Source organism: Thalassotalea sp. Sam97, assembly GCF_041379765.1.
Classification (GTDB): domain Bacteria; phylum Pseudomonadota; class Gammaproteobacteria; order Enterobacterales; family Alteromonadaceae; genus Thalassotalea_A; species Thalassotalea_A maritima.
Window position 1 is genome coordinate 2,369,703 of sequence record NZ_CP166919.1, and the last position, 17,688, is coordinate 2,387,390.

The following is a 17,688-nucleotide window of genomic DNA, read 5'->3' on the forward strand; positions in this document are numbered from 1 at the left end:
GAATATGATGCTAAATTACTTTAATAATAAATACCCTGATGTTGCAGATTTAAGAGTCCAGGCTCGCAAACGTATTCCAAAATTCGCTTTTGACTACCTTGAAGGCGGGTGTATGGAAGAAATAGGTATAAAACGAAATCGCGATATTGTTGAATCTGTTTTACTAAGAAGTGAGTTACTCAAACCATTTGACGGCAGTGACTTAAGTGTTGATATCTTTGGGCATCGATACTCTGCTCCCTTTGGTATTGCACCTGTTGGTTTGCAAGGACTAATGTGGCCTAGATCTCCAGAGATATTAGCTAAAGCTGCTGCAGCGAAAAACATACCATACATATTGAGTACTGTATCGTCTAGTAGCTTAGAGAGAATTGCAGAGGTATCCGAAGGCAATGCTTGGTTTCAGTTATATAATCCAACTGATAGTAGTATTCGAAGTGACTTATTGAGACGCTTGAAAGATGCTCAATACCCAGTGTTAGTTATAACAGTTGATGTTCCAACTTTTGGCTTTCGACCTAGAGATATTCGTAATGGCTTAGCTATGCCCCCAAAATTAACTTTAGCCAATATATTACAAATGATATCTCGTCCTAGATGGCTGTTAGAAACCGCTTTATCGGGCAAGCCTGAAATGGAAACATTAAAGCCATATATGCCTAAGAATATGCCCATAGAGCAACTAGCAACTTTCATGAACCAAACAGTAATGGGACCTGTTGATATTGAAGGCCTCCAAACAATAAGGGAAAAGTGGCAAGGCCCATTAGTTATAAAGGGGTTGATGAATGAAGTCGATGTGAAAGCTGCAATCTCATTGGGGGCTGATGGGGTCGTTATTTCGAACCATGGTGCAAGACAACTGGATGCATCAGAATCCCCCATGGAGCCTCTACAGGATCTGGCAGCCAAATATGGCGATAAGATAAAGATATTTATGGATAGTGGATTACGCAGTGGCACAAATATAGCGGCAGCCTTAGCATCTGGAGCGAGTTTTACATTTTTGGGCAGGCCTTTTGTGTATGGTGTGGCAGCATTAGCGGATAAAGGAGGAATTCATACTATTAACTCCTTAACTATACAACTGATGCAAATTATGAATCAGCTAGGATGCAGTAAGGTTTCAGATCTTCCTAAGCACCTTGTTAAATAAATTAAATAACTCATCAAATGAATAAAAAATTAAAAACACGACCTCTCGCGCAGACAAAACTAAATGTAACTACGCTAGGATTTGGAGCTGCAGCGCTAGGAAATCTTTATCATGAGGTATCAGATGAAGATGCTCGACTCACATTATCTGCTGCAATAAATTCTGGGATGAATTTATTTGATACAGCGCCAAGATATGGTGCTGGTCTAAGCGAACGTCGTATTGGAGATGCTTTAAGGAAAATACCGAAAGATGATTACATAATATCAACAAAAGTGGGAAGAATCCTTAAACCCGATGTGAACGCTAATACAAATGCTCTTCGACATGGTTTCTTAACCCCTATGGCTTTTGAAGCTCACTATGATTACAGCTACGATGGAATAATGCGTTCGTATGAAGATAGCTTACAGCGTTTAGGTTTAGCAGAGATTGATATGCTCTTAGTGCATGATATTGGTAGGTATACTCATGGCGAACGAAGTGAATATTATTTTCGTCAACTAGAGCTTGGGGGCTTAAAAGCCTTACAAGAACTTAAAGAAGGACAACACATCAAAGCTATAGGCTTAGGTGTAAATGAAATTGAAATTTGTGAAAGAGTTATGGATGTAGGACAGTTTGACTGCTTTTTATTAGCAGGACGCTACTCATTACTTGAACAGGAGCCTATCTACAACTTCTTTCCAAAATGTGAAGCCTATGGTGCGTCAATTATCCTCGGTGGGCCTTATAACTCTGGTATTTTAGCAACAGGAGTTTCTGGAGATACAACGCCATATTACAACTATCAAGAGGCTCCTCAACATATCATCCTTAAGGTAGCTGAAATTGAAAAAGTATGCCGTATGTATGACGTCACCTTAGCTGCAGCTGCATTACAGTTTCCTTTAGGCCACCCCATCATATCTTCTGTTATTCCTGGTTTAGATAATCCGTCTCGTGTTAAGGAGTCTATAGAATTGTTTTTTGAATACATTCCTGATGAGTTCTGGCAAACATTAAAGGACAAGGAATTAATAGATATAAGAGCCCCTATATTAGATTTAAAAAGGCTGCCGAAATGAAAATAAATCACAATATGATTGCAAGAGTAGACAGTCACCATCATTTTTGGGAGCTATCACGTGGGGATTATGATTGGCTTACGCCTGAGTTAACTAATATCTACAGAGATTTTTTACCCAATGACATTATCGATGACTTGCGCTGTAGTGATGTAACACAAACAATATTAGTACAAGCTGCTGCTTCTGAAGACGAAACTCGCTACCTTCTTCGCATTGCTGAAACTACTGATTTTGTAAAAGGAGTTGTTGGATGGGTAAATATGGAAAGTAACAATGCATTGAAGCAATTAGAAAAGTTTTCCACAAATCCATATTTCAAAGGTATCCGGCCGATGTTGCAAGACATTAAAAACGTAAACTGGATACTTAACGACCAATTCGACTCCATTTTTAAGTTTCTTGGGGCGAACAACTTAACATTTGATGCACTGATAAGTGAAGTGCATTTAGCAAATATAGATCTGATAGCAAAGAAGCACCCTGACATCAAAATGGTTATTAATCATTGTGCTAAGCCAAGCCTATCGACAGCTCCATCTAAATTTTGGCTGGACGCCATTCGAAACATATCAAGCAGAGAAAATGTTCATATCAAGTTTTCGGGCCTATTCACAGAGGCGCCAACAGGCAAGGTTGAACCACATATAATTAAACCTTTTTTTGAGCATGTTTTAGAGTGCTTTGGCGCGGGAAGAATTATGTGGGGTAGTGATTGGCCCGTAATTAAACTCAATGGTGATTATCACTCGTGGTTAGATACTTCCGATTACCTATTACAGGGCCTGCCATTTGAGCTGCAACATAAAGTTTGGGCTCAAAACGCGCGTCAATTTTATAATTTAACTTAATATTAGAGGCTATTGATGATTAAACCAGACACTCAAAAGGTTGCATTAGTGACAGGTGGAGGAAGCGGCATCGGCCGCAGTATTAGCCTAAGACTCGCCAAGGCTGGTAATTTAACGTTAGTTGGCGACTTAGATATTGAATCTGCGCAAGAAACGGTTGAATTAATCGAAGAAGCCGGCGGCCAAGCAACTGCGTATTTTATTGATGTATCTAATCACAAAACTGTTAAAGAGGTGTTCGATAGTATCCTGCTTAAAACTAACATTGATATATTAATTAATAATGCTGGTATTGCTCATATTGGAAACATAGAACAAACCGGCGAAGCAGACATGGACCGCCTCTACAGCGTAAATATCAAAGGAGTCTACAACTGCATTTCAGCTGTTATCGAAAACATGAAAAAACAAAAATCTGGGATAATTATTAATATGGCTTCAGTAGCTTCATCGGTAGGTATTGCCGATAGATTTGCCTATTCAATGTCTAAAGGAGCTGTGTTAACGATGACATATTCTGTTGCCAAAGATTATTTATATGATGGTATTCGCTGCAATTGTATCTCCCCTGGTCGAGTACATACACCTTTTGTAGACAATTTTCTGGAAAAAAACTATCCAAACAACAAAGAACAAATGTTTGAAGAATTATCAAAGAGTCAACCAATAGGCCGAATGGGTACTCCAGAAGAAGTTGCAGCCCTTGTTGATTATTTATGTTCAAAGAACGCAGCTTTCATCACCGGAAGTAATTTCCCGGTTGATGGTGGCTTTGTAACACTTAATAATTAGAATAAGAGGAATAGTATGAAATTACTTCGTTATGGCCCTAAAGGGCAAGAGAAACCAGGGGTTTTGGATGAGCAGGGTAACATTCGCTGTCTAAGCCATATTATTAATGATATAGATAGTGATGCTCTATCTGAGTCAGGCATAAATAAACTAAAAGAGCTTGCTCTCAATGAGCTACCTATAGTTGAATCTCCTGAACGGATAGGTGCTTGTGTTGCCAATGTAGGTAAGTTTATTTGTATAGGCTTGAATTATGCCGATCACGCAGCAGAGTCTGGTAAGCCAATCCCTGCAGAACCAGAGGTTTTCACAAAAGCAACTAGTGCAATTTCAGGTCCTTATGATGCAATTATCAAACCTAAAAATAGTGATAAGCTTGATTGGGAAGTGGAATTAGCAATCGTTATAGGTAAAAACGCTTCTTATATTGATGAAAAAGACGCGCATAAATATATTGCTGGGTATTGCGTATGTAATGATGTTTCTGAGCGAACTTTTCAATTGGAAAAAGGATGTCAGTGGGATAAAGGTAAGGGTTGTGATACTTTTGGGCCCATTGGCCCTTGGTTAGTAACTAGTGACGAGGTTTCAGATCCAAATAATTTATCTATGTGGTTAGAGGTAAATGGTAAAACATTCCAAAAAGGTAATACAAACACCATGATCTTTAAACCATCTTTTATAGTCAGCTATTTAAGTCAATTCATGAGCTTACAACCTGGTGATATTATTTCAACTGGAACCCCACCTGGGGTAGGCTTAGGACAAGACCCGGCTACATACCTAGAACATGGAGATAGAGTAAGTTTAGGCATAGAAGGTCTAGGAGCCCAAGAACAAACTGTCATTCCATGCTCTTATTAAGTAATTCACCTCAAGGGCATGAACTGAAGTATTGTACTTGAAACGATTACCTTAGCCATTTTTTCATAATAAAATTTTGACTAAAGAAGCCATCTACTATTGAGGCGCTTCTTTAGTCTACTTCCTCTATATACGAGCATACTAAAGTGGGAAGTACATATTATTGCTCTAACACACCTAATACTATAAGAAGCAGCAAGCAAAGCTGTGATAGGTTTACTTATTCAGTAAGCGTACTCGAAAGTTACGTCCTTTCATTTTGCCATCGCTGATGGTTTTCAGTGCCACTTTGCTGATCTTGGCATCTACCGCAACGAACGAGGCCATTGCCTGTACTTTGATTTTGCCAATTTGTTCGCCCTTAATCGCAGGGTTCGCTGTTAAAGCACCGAGAATATCTCCCGGTCTAAGCTTACTTTTTTTACCACCATCAATTTGCAGAGTGACCATTTTCGCTTTAACGGGCTTATTATTAAAAACGCTATCATCGGGTAAGTTTGTAGCTTCAAACTCTTGCCCTAGGTATTCTTGCAAGCGTATCACTTTGTGCGCTTCTTTATGGCTCATCAATGAACAGGCAACGCCGTTTTTACCTGCTCGACCAGTGCGCCCAATGCGGTGTACGTGAACTTCTGGGTCATGAGCTATGTGATAGTTAATGACTAAGTCGAGATCGTCAACATCAAGGCCACGGGCAGCGACATCGGTAGCAACCAACACAGACAAGCTTTTGTTGGCAAAACGGATCATGGTTCTGTCACGGTCACGTTGATCTAAATCGCCATGTAATGCCGCACTGTCAAATCCAAAAGTCGACAGCGTATCCGATATCTGCTGACACTGAGCTTTGGTATTGCAAAATACCACCGCTGATTCACCTTGGAAATGCAACAATAAGCGCTTCACCGCATCGATACGTTGTGCTTCATCTTCGACTTCGTAAAAGTACTGGCTTATGCTACTACTATCGTGGGTAGATTCTACGGTAACTTTTTGCGGCGCCTTCATCAAGTGCGCAGCAAGGCGCTCAATTTTAGCGGGAAATGTTGCGCTAAATAATAAGGTTTGACGTTGCTCAGGACAAAAGCTAACGATGGTATCAAGCGCTTCTTCAAAACCCATTTCTAACATTCTATCAGCTTCATCAAGCACTAATGTGTTCACTTCAGCAAGCGATAAACGCCCTTTTCTAACGTGCTCTTCCACTCGTCCAGGCGTACCAACAATAATATGCGCACCGTGCTCTAATGAACCAATTTGTGGGCCCATTGGTTGCCCACCACATAACGTCAGTACTTTGATATTGTGAATATTGCGCGCCAATTTGCGAATTTCAACAGCAACTTGATCAGCAAGCTCGCGCGTTGGACACAACACTAAGCTTTGCACGCGAAAACGTTTTACATTCAAATTACTAAGCAGCCCCAAACCAAAAGCACAGGTTTTCCCTGAGCCGGTTTTCGCTTGACCGATAACATCTTCACCCGCCAACATAAGCGGAATGGTCATGGCTTGAATCTCGGTCATGGTTTGATAACCAAGCGATGTTAAATTTTCAATGAGGTCGGTGGATAATGAGGTAGAGCTAAAGGTTAGATCAGACACGATACGCTAATATTTTGACTATAAAGCCTGAATTATACCAGATAGTGCAGCATAGCAGTATAAAGTCTTGCATTATGGTGACGCGACTTTAGCATGCTTAAAACAGCCGCGTCTAAGTATACCCAATAATTAAAGCAACTCTTTGATGCCTTCAGATAGCCCTTCCAGTGTCATCGGGTACATTTTTTTTGAGATAAGCTGCTTAATTAAATCAATCGACTGATAGTAACTCCACAAGTTTTCAGGTTGTGGGTTTAACCAAATACAATCATCAAAGTGATCAGCAATGCGCTTTAGCCACACACTACCCGGCTCTTCATTCCAGTGTTCAACGCTCCCTCCTGGATAGGCGATTTCATAAGGCCCCATGGTCGCATCGCCAACGAAGATGATTTTATAATCGCGCGGAAATCGGTGCAAAATATCCCATACATCAATGGTTTCTTTATAACGGCGACTGTTATCTTGCCAAACATGCTCATACACACAGTTATGAAAATAAAAGTATTCAAGATGCTTAAATTCAGTGTGTACCGCTGAAAACAGCTCTTCACATACCCGAATATAGGAGTCCATCGAACCGCCCACATCAAAAAACATCAGCACTTTAACCGCGTTATGCCGCTCTTTTTGCATTTTAATGTCAAGATAGCCAGCGTTTTCAGCTGTCGCTTTAATAGTGTTATCTAAATCCAGCTCTTCGGCTGCCCCAGTACGAGCAAATTGACGTAGTTTGCGAAGTGCCACTTTAATGTTACGCGTACCAAGCTCGACATTGCTATCAAGGTTTTTAAATTCGCGCTTATCCCACACTTTCGATGCGGAAAAGTTTCGATTTCCCTCTTGGCCTATGCGAAAGCCGCCCGGGTGATAGCCGTGTGCGCCAAATGGCGAGGTTCCACCGGTGCCTACCCATTTATTACCGCCTTGGTGACGCTCTTTTTGCTCTTTGAGACGCTCTTTTAATGTTTTGAGCAGCTCTTCTAGGCCGCCCATTTGTTTTATTTGCGCCTTTTCTTCGTCACTTAAATGTCGTTCAAAGCGCTTTTCGAGCCAGTCTTTAGGGATCGATGATAAATCTAAATCAATACTGGCTACGCCCTCAAAGTAATCGGCAAAGGCTCGATCAAATTTATCAAAGTGACTTTCATCCTTTACCAGAATCACTCGAGACAGCGCATAAAAGTCATCGACAGAGCAAAAAATGACATTTTGCTCCATTGCCTTTAATAAATCCAATAGCTCACGCAAGGTACAAGGTACTTTGTATTCTCGCAGCTTAAAGAAAAAATCGATCAGCATAGCAATAAACCGTTAGCGCTCGCGGCGGTGCATAAAGGCCAGCTTTTCAAACAAATGTACGTCTTGTTCATTCTTTAATAATGCACCATGCAGTGGTGGAATCGATTTCGCAGCATTGCTGTCTTGTAACACGTCTTTAGGGATATCTTCGGCAACCAACAGCTTAAGCCAATCGATAAGTTCTGATGTGGATGGCTTTTTCTTTAAGCCCGGCAGGTCTCGTAAATCAAAAAATACCGCTAGCGCCTCTTCTAATAAATCGGCTTTTAGGTTTTCAAAATGTACATCGACAATTTGCTGCATCTCTTGTTTATCAGGGAATTTGATGTAGTGGAAAAAGCAACGACGAAGAAACGCATCGGGTAGCTCTTTTTCATTGTTTGAGGTGATGATCACAATCGGACGTTGTTTGGCAACCACACGTTGCTGAGTCTCGTATACGTGGAACTCCATTTTATCGAGCTCTAATAACAGGTCATTTGGAAACTCGATATCGGCTTTATCGATTTCATCAATCAGCAATACCGGACGTTTACCAGCCACAAACGCCTGCCAAAGCTTACCTTTTACAATGTAGTTACTGATGTCTTGAACGCCATCTTTACCCAGTTGCGAGTCACGCAAACGTGATACCGCATCGTATTCATACAAACCTTGCTGCGCACGTGTCGTCGATTTGATATGCCACTGAATCAGCTCAGTATCTAACGCTCTCGCCAACTCTTCAGCCAGCATGGTTTTACCCGTACCAGGCTCGCCTTTAATCAGTAGAGGCTTCTCCAAAGCAATAGCAGCATTAACCGCTAGTTGTAACTCATTGCTTGCGATGTAATTTTCAGTACCTTTAAATGCAGACATAATGTTTCCGTTAACCCAATATTTTCTCCCAAAAGAAAAACGAGCAATAAACATGATAGAGATTGCCCGACCAATAGAAAAAGGGAGGTTGATATTATTAATTATGAATCAGATGTTAACGCTTTTGCGCCACCTTTCATAGGGATAAGCAATTTTGAAAAATTTAAAGAGTTTTTTATGATAAGTAGGGATAATAAAATGGCGGTGACGGAGAGATTCGAACTCTCGATACGTTGCCGTATACACACTTTCCAGGCGTGCTCCTTCAGCCACTCGGACACGTCACCTAATTTGATTAGTGATTTGGCTGAGCACGCCAGGCGTGGTATCTCCACTTCCAGCCACTCAAACAACTCACCCAATTTGAATTGTATTGTAATTTTATTTACGTGTTGTCTTCACAGATAGCCAACTATACAAAATGTATTTCGTTAGCTCGGCGTATGTTAGGGAATAATTAACAAGGGTGCAAGTACAAACGGCATATTGCTTTGCCGTTTGTACTGTTTTTAAACAATTAGCGGATTCGCTTAATTTGAGATTGCAATGTTTAGGTATTGTTTGCTTGCGACAGTTTTAGTTTCGCTGAAAAGTCTAACATGCGGTTTAATGACTTTAACGCGCCATCACGCAGGTCCATATCAACGAATACTTCACGACCGGTTGGATCAATCAATGCGTCATGAATCGCTTGCAATCCGTTCATTGCCATCCACGGACAATGTGCGCAACTGCGACACGTGGCCCCTTCGCCAGCCGTTGGGGCTTCAAAGAACTCTTTCTCAGGGCAAAGTTGCTGCATTTTGTAGAAAATACCACGGTCGGTTGCAACGATAAACTTTTGGTTCGGCAACTCTTGCGCCGCTTTTATCAATTGGCTGGTTGAACCAACAACATCAGCTAAATCCACGACTGCCGCCGGTGATTCTGGGTGTACGAGCACCGCCGCATCTGGGTGCAGTGCCTTCATGTCTTTAAGCGCTTTGGTTTTAAATTCATCATGAACAATACACGCACCATCCCACATTATCATGTCGGCGCCCGTTTGTTTTTCAATGTATGAGCCTAAGTGCTTATCTGGACCCCATAAAATGGTCTCGCCCTGCTCGTCTAAGTGCTCAACAATTTCCAGTGCACAGCTTGAGGTCACAATCCAATCAGCACGAGCCTTTACTTCGGTTGACGTATTAGCATAAACAACCACGGTGCGCTCTGGGTGCTGATCGCAAAACTCGTTAAATTTATCAATTGGACAACCTAAGTCTAATGAACAAGTCGCCTCTAACGTTGGCATAAGTACCGTTTTTTCAGGGGTTAACACCTTAGCGGTTTCCCCCATAAACTTAACTCCTGCAACAATCAAGGTTTCTGCGGGGTGTTGATTACCAAAGCGAGCCATCTCCAATGAGTCAGCAACACAACCGCCGGTTTCTTCGGCTAATGCTTGAATTTCTGGATCAGTGTAGTAATGGGCAACCAACACCGCATTCTTTTCTTTGAGTAGCTGCTTAATTTTTTCTTTGTATTCTTGTTTCTCAGCATCACTTAACGGCTTTGGTTTGGCCGGGAAGGTGTAATCGAAATCAACAGCTAAAGTCGTCTCTAACATGGAAATGCTCTATTTACGTTATCAAAAAGGTAAGTGCCCATAGTATAAAATATCTATGGCCAAAGTTAAACAAAAGGCGCCACAAGCCAACTGGCTAGGGGCGCCTTATTCATCACTGTCTGATTAGGAAGTGGTTGTTTTTAAATTATAAGTGGGTTTCAAACAACTTATAAATACGACGGTATTCGTCTAACCAACTGCTTGGTTGTACAAAACCGTGCGGTTCTACTGGGTAAATAGCCGTTTCCCAATCTTGTTTTTCAAGCTCAATTAAACGCTGTACCAAGCGCACACTGTCTTGGAAGAAAACGTTATCGTCCACCATAGGTGCGTTTATTAACAATGGCTTGGTTAAGCCTTCTGCAAAGTAAATTGGTGAGCTACGCTCAAACGCAATTGGGTCATCGCCTGGGGTGTTCAAAATGTTTGACGTATAACCGTGGTTGTATGACGTCCAGTCAGATACCAAGCGCAAAGCAGAACCCGCAGCAAACGTATCAGGCTCTTTAAACAGCGCCATTAGGGTTAGGAAACCGCCGTAAGAGCCACCGTACACACCAACTTTGTCTTTGTCGATATTGGCGTTGTCGACCAACCAATTCACGCCATCTAGCATGTCTTCCACTTCTGGTTTACCCATATGACGATAAATCGCAGTACGCCAATCGCGACCGTAACCTTTCGAGGCACGGTAATCCATATCAATTACGGTGTAACCTTGTTGAACCAGCATTGAATGGAACATAAACTCACGGAAGTAACCAGACCAACCTAAGTGAGAGTTTTGTAAATAACCCGCACCATGGACGAACATTACCGCTTTGCCCGCATTTGGGTTATCCGTTCGCTCTTGTGGTTGATAGATACGAGAGAAAATACCTTGTTTGGTATGGCTCGATGGAACTTCAACAACCGTTGGCGCCGTCCAAGGCATCGATAAGAACTCGTCACTTACCGTATGAGTAATGCGTACTGCTTCAGCATTTAAATTAACGTCTTTTACGTAAAGCTCTGGCGGCATGGTCGTTGTTGAATGCTCAATCAACAGTTTTGATTCATCTGGTGATAATGCATAACTATTATTACCGCCAAGGCTAGTTACTGGCGTAATGCGCGCGCTGTCCACATCCACTTTGTAAATTTCAAAAATACCTGGGTGAGTTTTGTTCGCTTGGAAGTAGAACGTATCTTCATCGTCTGTTTTGGTTAACTGACGCACTTCAAAGTTACCCGAGGTTAATTGGCGTGCTTTACCATCAACCGATTTTACGTATAAGTGGCCGTAACCGGACTCTTCCGATTGATAATAAAGCGTTTCCGACTCGTCAAACCAACCAAAATCGTTAAAGTCCCAGTTGATCCATGCATCATCGTGTAAACGGTGCTGATTAACAAAGGCTTTGTCATCAAAGTCGATGGTGGCAATCCAACGGTCTTTGTTATCCCACGCTTCCATCATCACGGCGACTTGGTTTGAGTCTTTATGCCATTTAACCGCTTGGCGATATTGCATTAAGTGAATGTTACGAGGCTTTTTCTCTGATGTGTACTTTTTGCCATCGCGCGCGTAGTTTTCTTTGCGCACGTCTGCTAAGACGTCTTCATCAAAACCCGGTAAGCTGTCAAAGCTCAGTAAGTACTGAGCATCATGCTCTAAATCCAGTAAATATACTTGCTCGGTGTATTCACGATTATCTGACACACGATAACGCACACGCTGCGGGTCGATCATGGCATTACTGGTGATGTAGTTTGGCATGATGTCTTCAGCCTTGCTCCATGGCATATCTTTTGCCACGCTCACGACCATCATTTTACCGTTTGGTGACAATTCAGCCTGAACAACACGCTTGCCTTCACCAAAGTAGAAGGTCGAGGTTGCGATAGTGTCATTTTGTTGACGAATATCACTGTCTTTATCGGCTTGAATACCAGCATTGCGCTCTTGCAGCGCAACAAACTTAATTAACTTATGCTGCTCTTTAGCAATATACGTTTTTTCTTTAGTTTTACCTGGCGTGTTGGCCATTTGCAAATTAGCTAATTCACGTAATTGATTGTTACGTAAATCCAGTGCATAAAACACATTGCCAGTGCGATATGCCACACGACCATCACTTAAAAAGCGAGGCTGTGATTCAACCGCCGACGTAAAGGTTAATTGCTTAACCGTTTTTGCCACTAAATCTTTTAAAAAGACGTTGCCTTTAAATACATACAACTCTTTTGTGCCGTCAACGCTTTCTACGGCGTTACGATCGGCAACTTGGTGTAAATTCGCGTAATTTACTTTGTCGCCATTACCTTGGCTGGTTAACGACTTTTGCATTAAATCACGAACCGGGTTACCTAAACGTTTTTGTTGGTAAAACACCGTGTTGCTGTCATCACCCCAATACCAACTCTCTGGTGCACGTCCCATCCAATCCGGATCAGACATCACTTTTTCTAGGGTAATTTGTTTATTTGCATCTGCCGCAACGACTTTGGCCCCTTGTACAGGTTGCTGGGTCGGCGCTTGAGCGCTTGTTTGCTTATCAATAACTGGGGCTTGCTCTGGTAGCGATTGTGTTGTGGCACAAGCGCTAAGTAACATGCTGACCGATGCGGCCAATAACGTATATTTCATAACTTTCCGATTGTTGTTTTTACAAGCCAACTGACGCCCACAATGGCGAATAATGGTGCGCAACATAACAAGGCTTGATGGATTTGTGCGCCTATTAAAGCAAAAACCGCCAATACAAGGCAATTGTCGTTGCCATAAAAATGTCATTTCGCGCATTTTTCGTACAAACTTTAACCTCTACGGACAACACTTGACGACAAGTTTCTGTTATAATCCGCCGCCAAACATGTATGTGCAGAATCGCTGAACAAGTTGCTGCCATATCGTTACCTTTTTTTATCGATAAGTGAGTTAGCTGTCACCATGATCCCATTGCCAAAAACCACCTTGTTTGATTACCCAAGATATTGGGCTGAATGCTATGGTAGCGCGCCATTTTTGCCGATGTCGCGCAAAGAAATGGATGAATTAGGGTGGGACAGTTGCGACATCATCTTAGTCACTGGTGATGCCTATGTTGACCATCCATCGTTTGGTATGGCGATCATCGGTCGTATGCTTGAATCACAAGGTTTTCGTGTTGGTATCATTGCCCAACCCGATTGGCATTCAAAAGATGCCTTTATGGGCTTAGGTAAGCCAAATTTATTCTTTGGCGTCACCGCCGGCAACATGGACTCGATGATCAACCGCTATACCGCTGAGCGCCGTTTACGTCACGATGATGCATACACACCAAATAACGAAGGTGGAAAGCGTCCAGATAGAGCAACCTTGGTGTACTCACAGCGTTGTAAAGAAGCCTACAAAGATGTACCGGTGATCCTAGGTGGTATTGAAGCAAGCTTACGTCGTATCGCCCATTACGATTATTGGTCAGATAAAGTGCGTCGCAGTGTGTTGTTTGATGCCAAAGCCGATTTGCTTATCTATGGTAATGCCGAGCGTCCCTTGGTTGAAGTGGCCCATCGCATTGCGCAAGGTGAAGACATCAATGATATTCGCGATGTACGTGGTACCGCCTTTATCAGCAAAACCGCCCTACCTGGTTGGCGCGGTGTCGACTCTCGCGCTATTGATAAGCCAGGTAAAATCGATCCTATCCCAAGTCCTTATCAAGACATGGTAGCGACAAACTGTGATAAGAAAGATGAGATCACTGACTCTGGTGTCACCATTGTCAATGCGGCTAAAAATGATAGCGAAAATCGCGTCGATATCAGCAAAGAAGCGGTGCCGATTCAGATCAGCGATTATCAAAATAAAAGCTGGGATAAAAAACACAAACCATGGGAATTTACTTACGTGAAGTTGCCGTCGTTCGAGCAAGTAAGTAACAATCACGTGTTGTATGCGCATGCGTCGCGTATTTTCCATCAAGAAGTCAACCCAGCCAGTGCCCGCGCGCTGGTGCAAACCCATGGCGACCGTTTGATTTGGTTAAACCCACCGGCGATCCCGCTTAGCGAAGCGGAAATGGATGGGGTGTTTGGTTTACCGTATGCCCGTGTGCCCCACCCTTGTTATGGGGATGCGAAAATTCCAGCCTATGACATGATCAAAACCTCCATCAACATCATGCGTGGCTGTTTTGGTGGTTGTTCATTCTGCTCTATAACCGAGCATGAAGGTCGCATCATTCAATCTCGTTCGCATGAGTCGATTCTTGATGAAATTGAAGACATTAAGCAAAAAGTGCCTGGCTTTACTGGAGTCATTTCCGATTTAGGTGGCCCGACAGCGAACATGTATCAGCTGCGCTGTAAATCACCAAAAGCCGAAGCAACCTGTCGTCGTCCAAGCTGTGTTTGGCCTGATATTTGTGGCCACATGGATACTGACCATACACCAACCATTGAACTTTACCGTAAAGCCCGAGCGGTAAAAGGCATTAAGAAAATCTTAATCGCCTCCGGTGTGCGCTACGACTTAGCGATTAAAGATCCTGAGTATGTAAGAGAATTGGCGAGCCATCATGTCGGTGGCTATTTAAAAATCGCCCCAGAGCATACGGAAGAAGGCCCATTGGCGAAAATGATGAAGCCAGGTATGGGTTCGTACCACAAGTTTAAAGAGATGTTCGATCATTACTCGAAGCTTGCCGGTAAAAAGCAATATTTGATCCCGTATTTTATCTCGGCGCATCCAGGCACCACCGATAAAGATATGGTCAACTTAGCGCTATGGTTAAAGCAAAATAACTTTAAGCTCGACCAAGTACAAAATTTTTATCCATCTCCGTTGGCAAATGCAACCACCATTTACCATACCGAGATAGACTCGTTAAACAAAATACGTAAAGACAGTGCCTCGATACCGGTACCTAAGGGCACCATTCAGCGACGCTTGCATAAAGCCATTTTACGCTACCACGATCCAAACAACTGGGGCTTAATTCGTGAAGCATTAACGAAGATGGGCTTAGCTCGCAAACTTATTGGTAGTGGTCCTGAGTGTTTGGTGCCACACGAAACGCGCGGTGAGAAACAACAACACTACCGCCAAGGCAAAAACAATGCTAAAGGCTACAAAACATCCTACGGACAAAAGCGAACGACCAAGCAAGCTGACGGCAACCTAGGTAATGGCAAGCCTGCACAAAGTAAGCACAGCAAGGGTAACAAAAGCCAAGGTAGCCACAAACCAGCGAAGCCGGGATTAACACGCTTTAGCGATAACCAATTTAAAAAGCCTGCGAAAAAACGCAAATAAACTTTTATTAAAGGCGCAGCCGTTAACGCCGCGCCATAAACCATTTTTGAGGATTTCTTTTTGATCACAACAGCAAATATCACCATGCAATTTGGTGCCAAGCCACTGTTTGAAAACATTTCAGTTAAGTTCGGTGGCGGTAACCGTTACGGTTTGATCGGCGCCAACGGCTGTGGTAAGTCGACGTTCATGAAAATTCTTGGCGGTGAGCTTGAGCCGAGCGGCGGTCACGTAAAGGTTGATGTCAATGAGCGCGTAGGTAAACTTCGCCAAGATCAATTCGCCTTTGAAGACTACAGCGTGGTTGACACGGTGATCATGGGTCACAATGAGCTATGGGCTGTTAAAGAAGAACGCGACCGCATCTACGCGCAAGCGGAAATGAGTGAAGAAGATGGCATGCGAGTGGCCGATCTAGAAACGCAATACGCCGAGATGGATGGCTATACCGCAGAAAGCCGTGCAGGTGAATTACTGATGGGTGTTGGTATTCCGATCGAACAACACTACGGTAGAATGAGCGAAGTCGCACCGGGTTGGAAGCTGCGTGTACTACTGGCGCAAGCACTATTCTCAGATCCAGATATTCTGCTATTAGACGAACCAACCAACAACTTGGACATTCACACCATTTCATGGCTTGAAAACGTATTAAACGAGCGTAACTCAACCATGATCATCATCTCGCATGACCGTCATTTCTTAAACAGCGTATGTACTCACATGGCCGACTTGGATTATGGTGAGTTGCGTATTTATCCAGGTAACTATGACGAATACATGCTGGCAGCAACGCAAGCTCGTGCGCGTCTAATGGCCGATAACGCCAAGAAAAAAGCACAAATTACCGAGCTGCAAGACTTTGTACGTCGTTTCTCGGCTAATGCCTCAAAAGCCAAACAAGCGACATCACGTGCGAAACAAATTGATAAAATTCAACTTGATGAAGTTAAAGCGTCTAGTCGCGTTAACCCGTTTATTCGCTTTGAACAAGAAAAACCATTATTTAGAAACGTACTAGAAATCAACGAGCTAAACAAAGGCTTCGACGGCAAGCAGGTATTAAAGAATATCAGCTTAATGGCAGAAGTTGGCGAAAAAATTGCGATTATTGGTGAAAACGGTGTCGGTAAAACCACCTTCCTTCGCACCCTAATGGGTGAGTTAACCGCAGACAGCGGTGAATACAAGTGGTCCGAAAACCATAACATCGCCTATTATGCACAAGATCACGCCAAAGATTTTGAACAAGATATGACCTTGTTTGACTGGATGAGCCAATGGCGTCAAGAAGGTGATGACGAGCAAGTGGTGCGCGGTTATTTAGGTCGCTTATTGTTTAGCCAAGATGACATCAAGAAATCCGTTAAGGTGTTATCGGGCGGTGAGCAAGGTCGCATGTTATTCGGCAAGATGATGATGCAAAAGCCAAATATCTTGATCCTTGATGAACCAACCAACCACATGGATATGGAATCGATTGAGTCATTGAATATGGCACTTGAAAAGTTTGAGGGCTCTATTGTGTTTGTATCACATGACCGTGAATTTGTATCATCAATTGCCACCCGTGTTATTGAATTAACGCCACAAGGCTACACCGATTTTGCCGGTACGTACGAAGAATACTTAAAGAGTCAAGAAGCCTAGTAAACCGAGCAATCTGATCAATCAAAGCTCGCCTTTATTAACGGGCGCTCTTTTGTTATCCGCAAAACACCGTGCTATGTAGCACGGTGTTTTTGTTTACCCCAAAAATAATGTCAGCAAGCCATTTCGCCAGCAGTTCGCGCAAATTTTGGTTTACTCACAAAAATACTAGCCAGCTAAAGTACAAGCGATTGGCTGATTTGACAAAGCTTACCTAAAATTAATCATAACGTTGACTCAACGCTGAACCATTCCATATAGCGAGAAGGGTAAAAGCAAAGCAATAAGGTAACATTATGGAAATTAATAATCTGTTAGGTATGCAAAGCCCTATTGTCTTAGGGATCGTCAATGAACGCTTACGCCTAGAGTGTGATACCTTAGATCAACTCATTTCACGCTATGATCTCGATGCGAATCAACTGTTTCATAAAATGGACGAATTAGGCTATCACTACGATGCGCTAAGCAATCAATTTAAGCCTGACTAGCCACGATCCAAGTCAAGTCAAGTATTGTCGCTTGCTTCTCTATTCGTCATGCCCATAACTTGTAATCGCAGGACGAATAACTCCACGAGCTGACAGTGCTTAGCCACTGATCATTTAATATTCACCGTCCCGTACATCAGTATTTTATTCACACAACCGTCT

13 protein-coding genes and 1 tRNA gene are annotated in these 17,688 nt (G+C 42.7%); 8 read left to right on the forward strand and 6 right to left on the reverse strand.

The features are described 5' to 3' along the window. The first annotated feature begins 4 nt into the window (after positions 1–4). The 5 genes from ACAX20_RS10535 to ACAX20_RS10555 are packed head-to-tail and all read left to right on the forward strand — an operon-like array spanning position 5 to position 4,730. The gene (locus ACAX20_RS10535; protein WP_371186039.1) at positions 5–1,156 is read left to right on the forward strand and encodes an alpha-hydroxy-acid oxidizing protein; all 1,152 of its coding nucleotides are present in this window, start codon (positions 5–7) and stop codon (positions 1,154–1,156) included. A 17-nt stretch (positions 1,157–1,173) separates the two neighbouring features. Continuing rightward, entirely contained in the window at positions 1,174–2,223 is a 1,050-nt protein-coding gene (locus ACAX20_RS10540; RefSeq protein WP_371186041.1) for an aldo/keto reductase, read from the forward strand. Then, positions 2,220–3,074, forward strand: coding sequence for an amidohydrolase (locus ACAX20_RS10545; protein ID WP_371186042.1), 855 nt, complete (start codon positions 2,220–2,222; stop codon positions 3,072–3,074). Before ACAX20_RS10540 ends, ACAX20_RS10545 begins: the two co-directional genes overlap by 4 nt. A 15-nt stretch (positions 3,075–3,089) precedes the next feature. Continuing rightward, positions 3,090–3,866, forward strand: coding sequence for an SDR family NAD(P)-dependent oxidoreductase (locus ACAX20_RS10550; protein ID WP_371186043.1), 777 nt, complete (start codon positions 3,090–3,092; stop codon positions 3,864–3,866). A gap of 15 nt (positions 3,867–3,881) precedes the next feature. Beyond that, the gene (locus tag ACAX20_RS10555; protein ID WP_371186044.1) at positions 3,882–4,730 is read left to right on the forward strand and encodes a fumarylacetoacetate hydrolase family protein; all 849 of its coding nucleotides are present in this window, start codon (positions 3,882–3,884) and stop codon (positions 4,728–4,730) included. Positions 4,731–4,946: 216 nt separating this feature from the next. Here ACAX20_RS10555 and dbpA read toward each other — a convergent pair whose 3' ends face one another. The 6 genes from dbpA to ACAX20_RS10585 form a co-directional block, all read right to left on the reverse strand. After that, positions 4,947–6,335, reverse strand: a complete 1,389-nt coding sequence (gene dbpA / locus ACAX20_RS10560) for an ATP-dependent RNA helicase DbpA (RefSeq protein ID WP_371186046.1) — start codon at positions 6,333–6,335, stop codon at positions 4,947–4,949. Between the two features lie 129 nt (positions 6,336–6,464). Further along, positions 6,465–7,637 carry a VWA domain-containing protein gene (locus ACAX20_RS10565; protein WP_371186048.1) on the reverse strand — a complete coding sequence of 391 codons (1,173 nt, stop codon included), beginning with the start codon at positions 7,635–7,637 and terminating at the stop codon, positions 6,465–6,467. 12 nt (positions 7,638–7,649) lie between these two features. Further along, on the reverse strand, positions 7,650–8,495 hold the full coding sequence (locus ACAX20_RS10570; protein ID WP_371186049.1) for an AAA family ATPase: 846 nt from the start codon (positions 8,493–8,495) through the stop codon (positions 7,650–7,652). A gap of 199 nt (positions 8,496–8,694) precedes the next feature. Then, positions 8,695–8,782 (reverse strand) — tRNA-Ser (locus ACAX20_RS10575). 263 nt (positions 8,783–9,045) lie between these two features. Continuing rightward, on the reverse strand, positions 9,046–10,104 hold the full coding sequence (gene nadA / locus ACAX20_RS10580; RefSeq protein ID WP_371186051.1) for a quinolinate synthase NadA: 1,059 nt from the start codon (positions 10,102–10,104) through the stop codon (positions 9,046–9,048). A gap of 145 nt (positions 10,105–10,249) precedes the next feature. Beyond that, entirely contained in the window at positions 10,250–12,733 is a 2,484-nt protein-coding gene (locus ACAX20_RS10585; RefSeq protein ID WP_371186053.1) for a prolyl oligopeptidase family serine peptidase, read from the reverse strand. 303 nt (positions 12,734–13,036) lie between these two features. Between ACAX20_RS10585 and ACAX20_RS10590 the strand changes: the two genes are divergently transcribed. The 3 genes from ACAX20_RS10590 (at position 13,037) to ACAX20_RS10600 (ending at position 17,526) form a co-directional block, all read left to right on the forward strand. Beyond that, a complete protein-coding gene (locus ACAX20_RS10590) occupies positions 13,037–15,385 on the forward strand; it encodes a YgiQ family radical SAM protein (RefSeq protein WP_371186054.1) in 2,349 nt (782 codons plus the stop codon). Between the two features lie 60 nt (positions 15,386–15,445). Next, on the forward strand, positions 15,446–17,035 hold the full coding sequence (locus ACAX20_RS10595) for an ABC-F family ATPase (RefSeq protein WP_371186056.1): 1,590 nt from the start codon (positions 15,446–15,448) through the stop codon (positions 17,033–17,035). A gap of 296 nt (positions 17,036–17,331) precedes the next feature. After that, positions 17,332–17,526, forward strand: a complete 195-nt coding sequence (locus ACAX20_RS10600) for a DUF4250 domain-containing protein (protein WP_371186058.1) — start codon at positions 17,332–17,334, stop codon at positions 17,524–17,526. Positions 17,527–17,688: the final 162 nt, after the last annotated feature.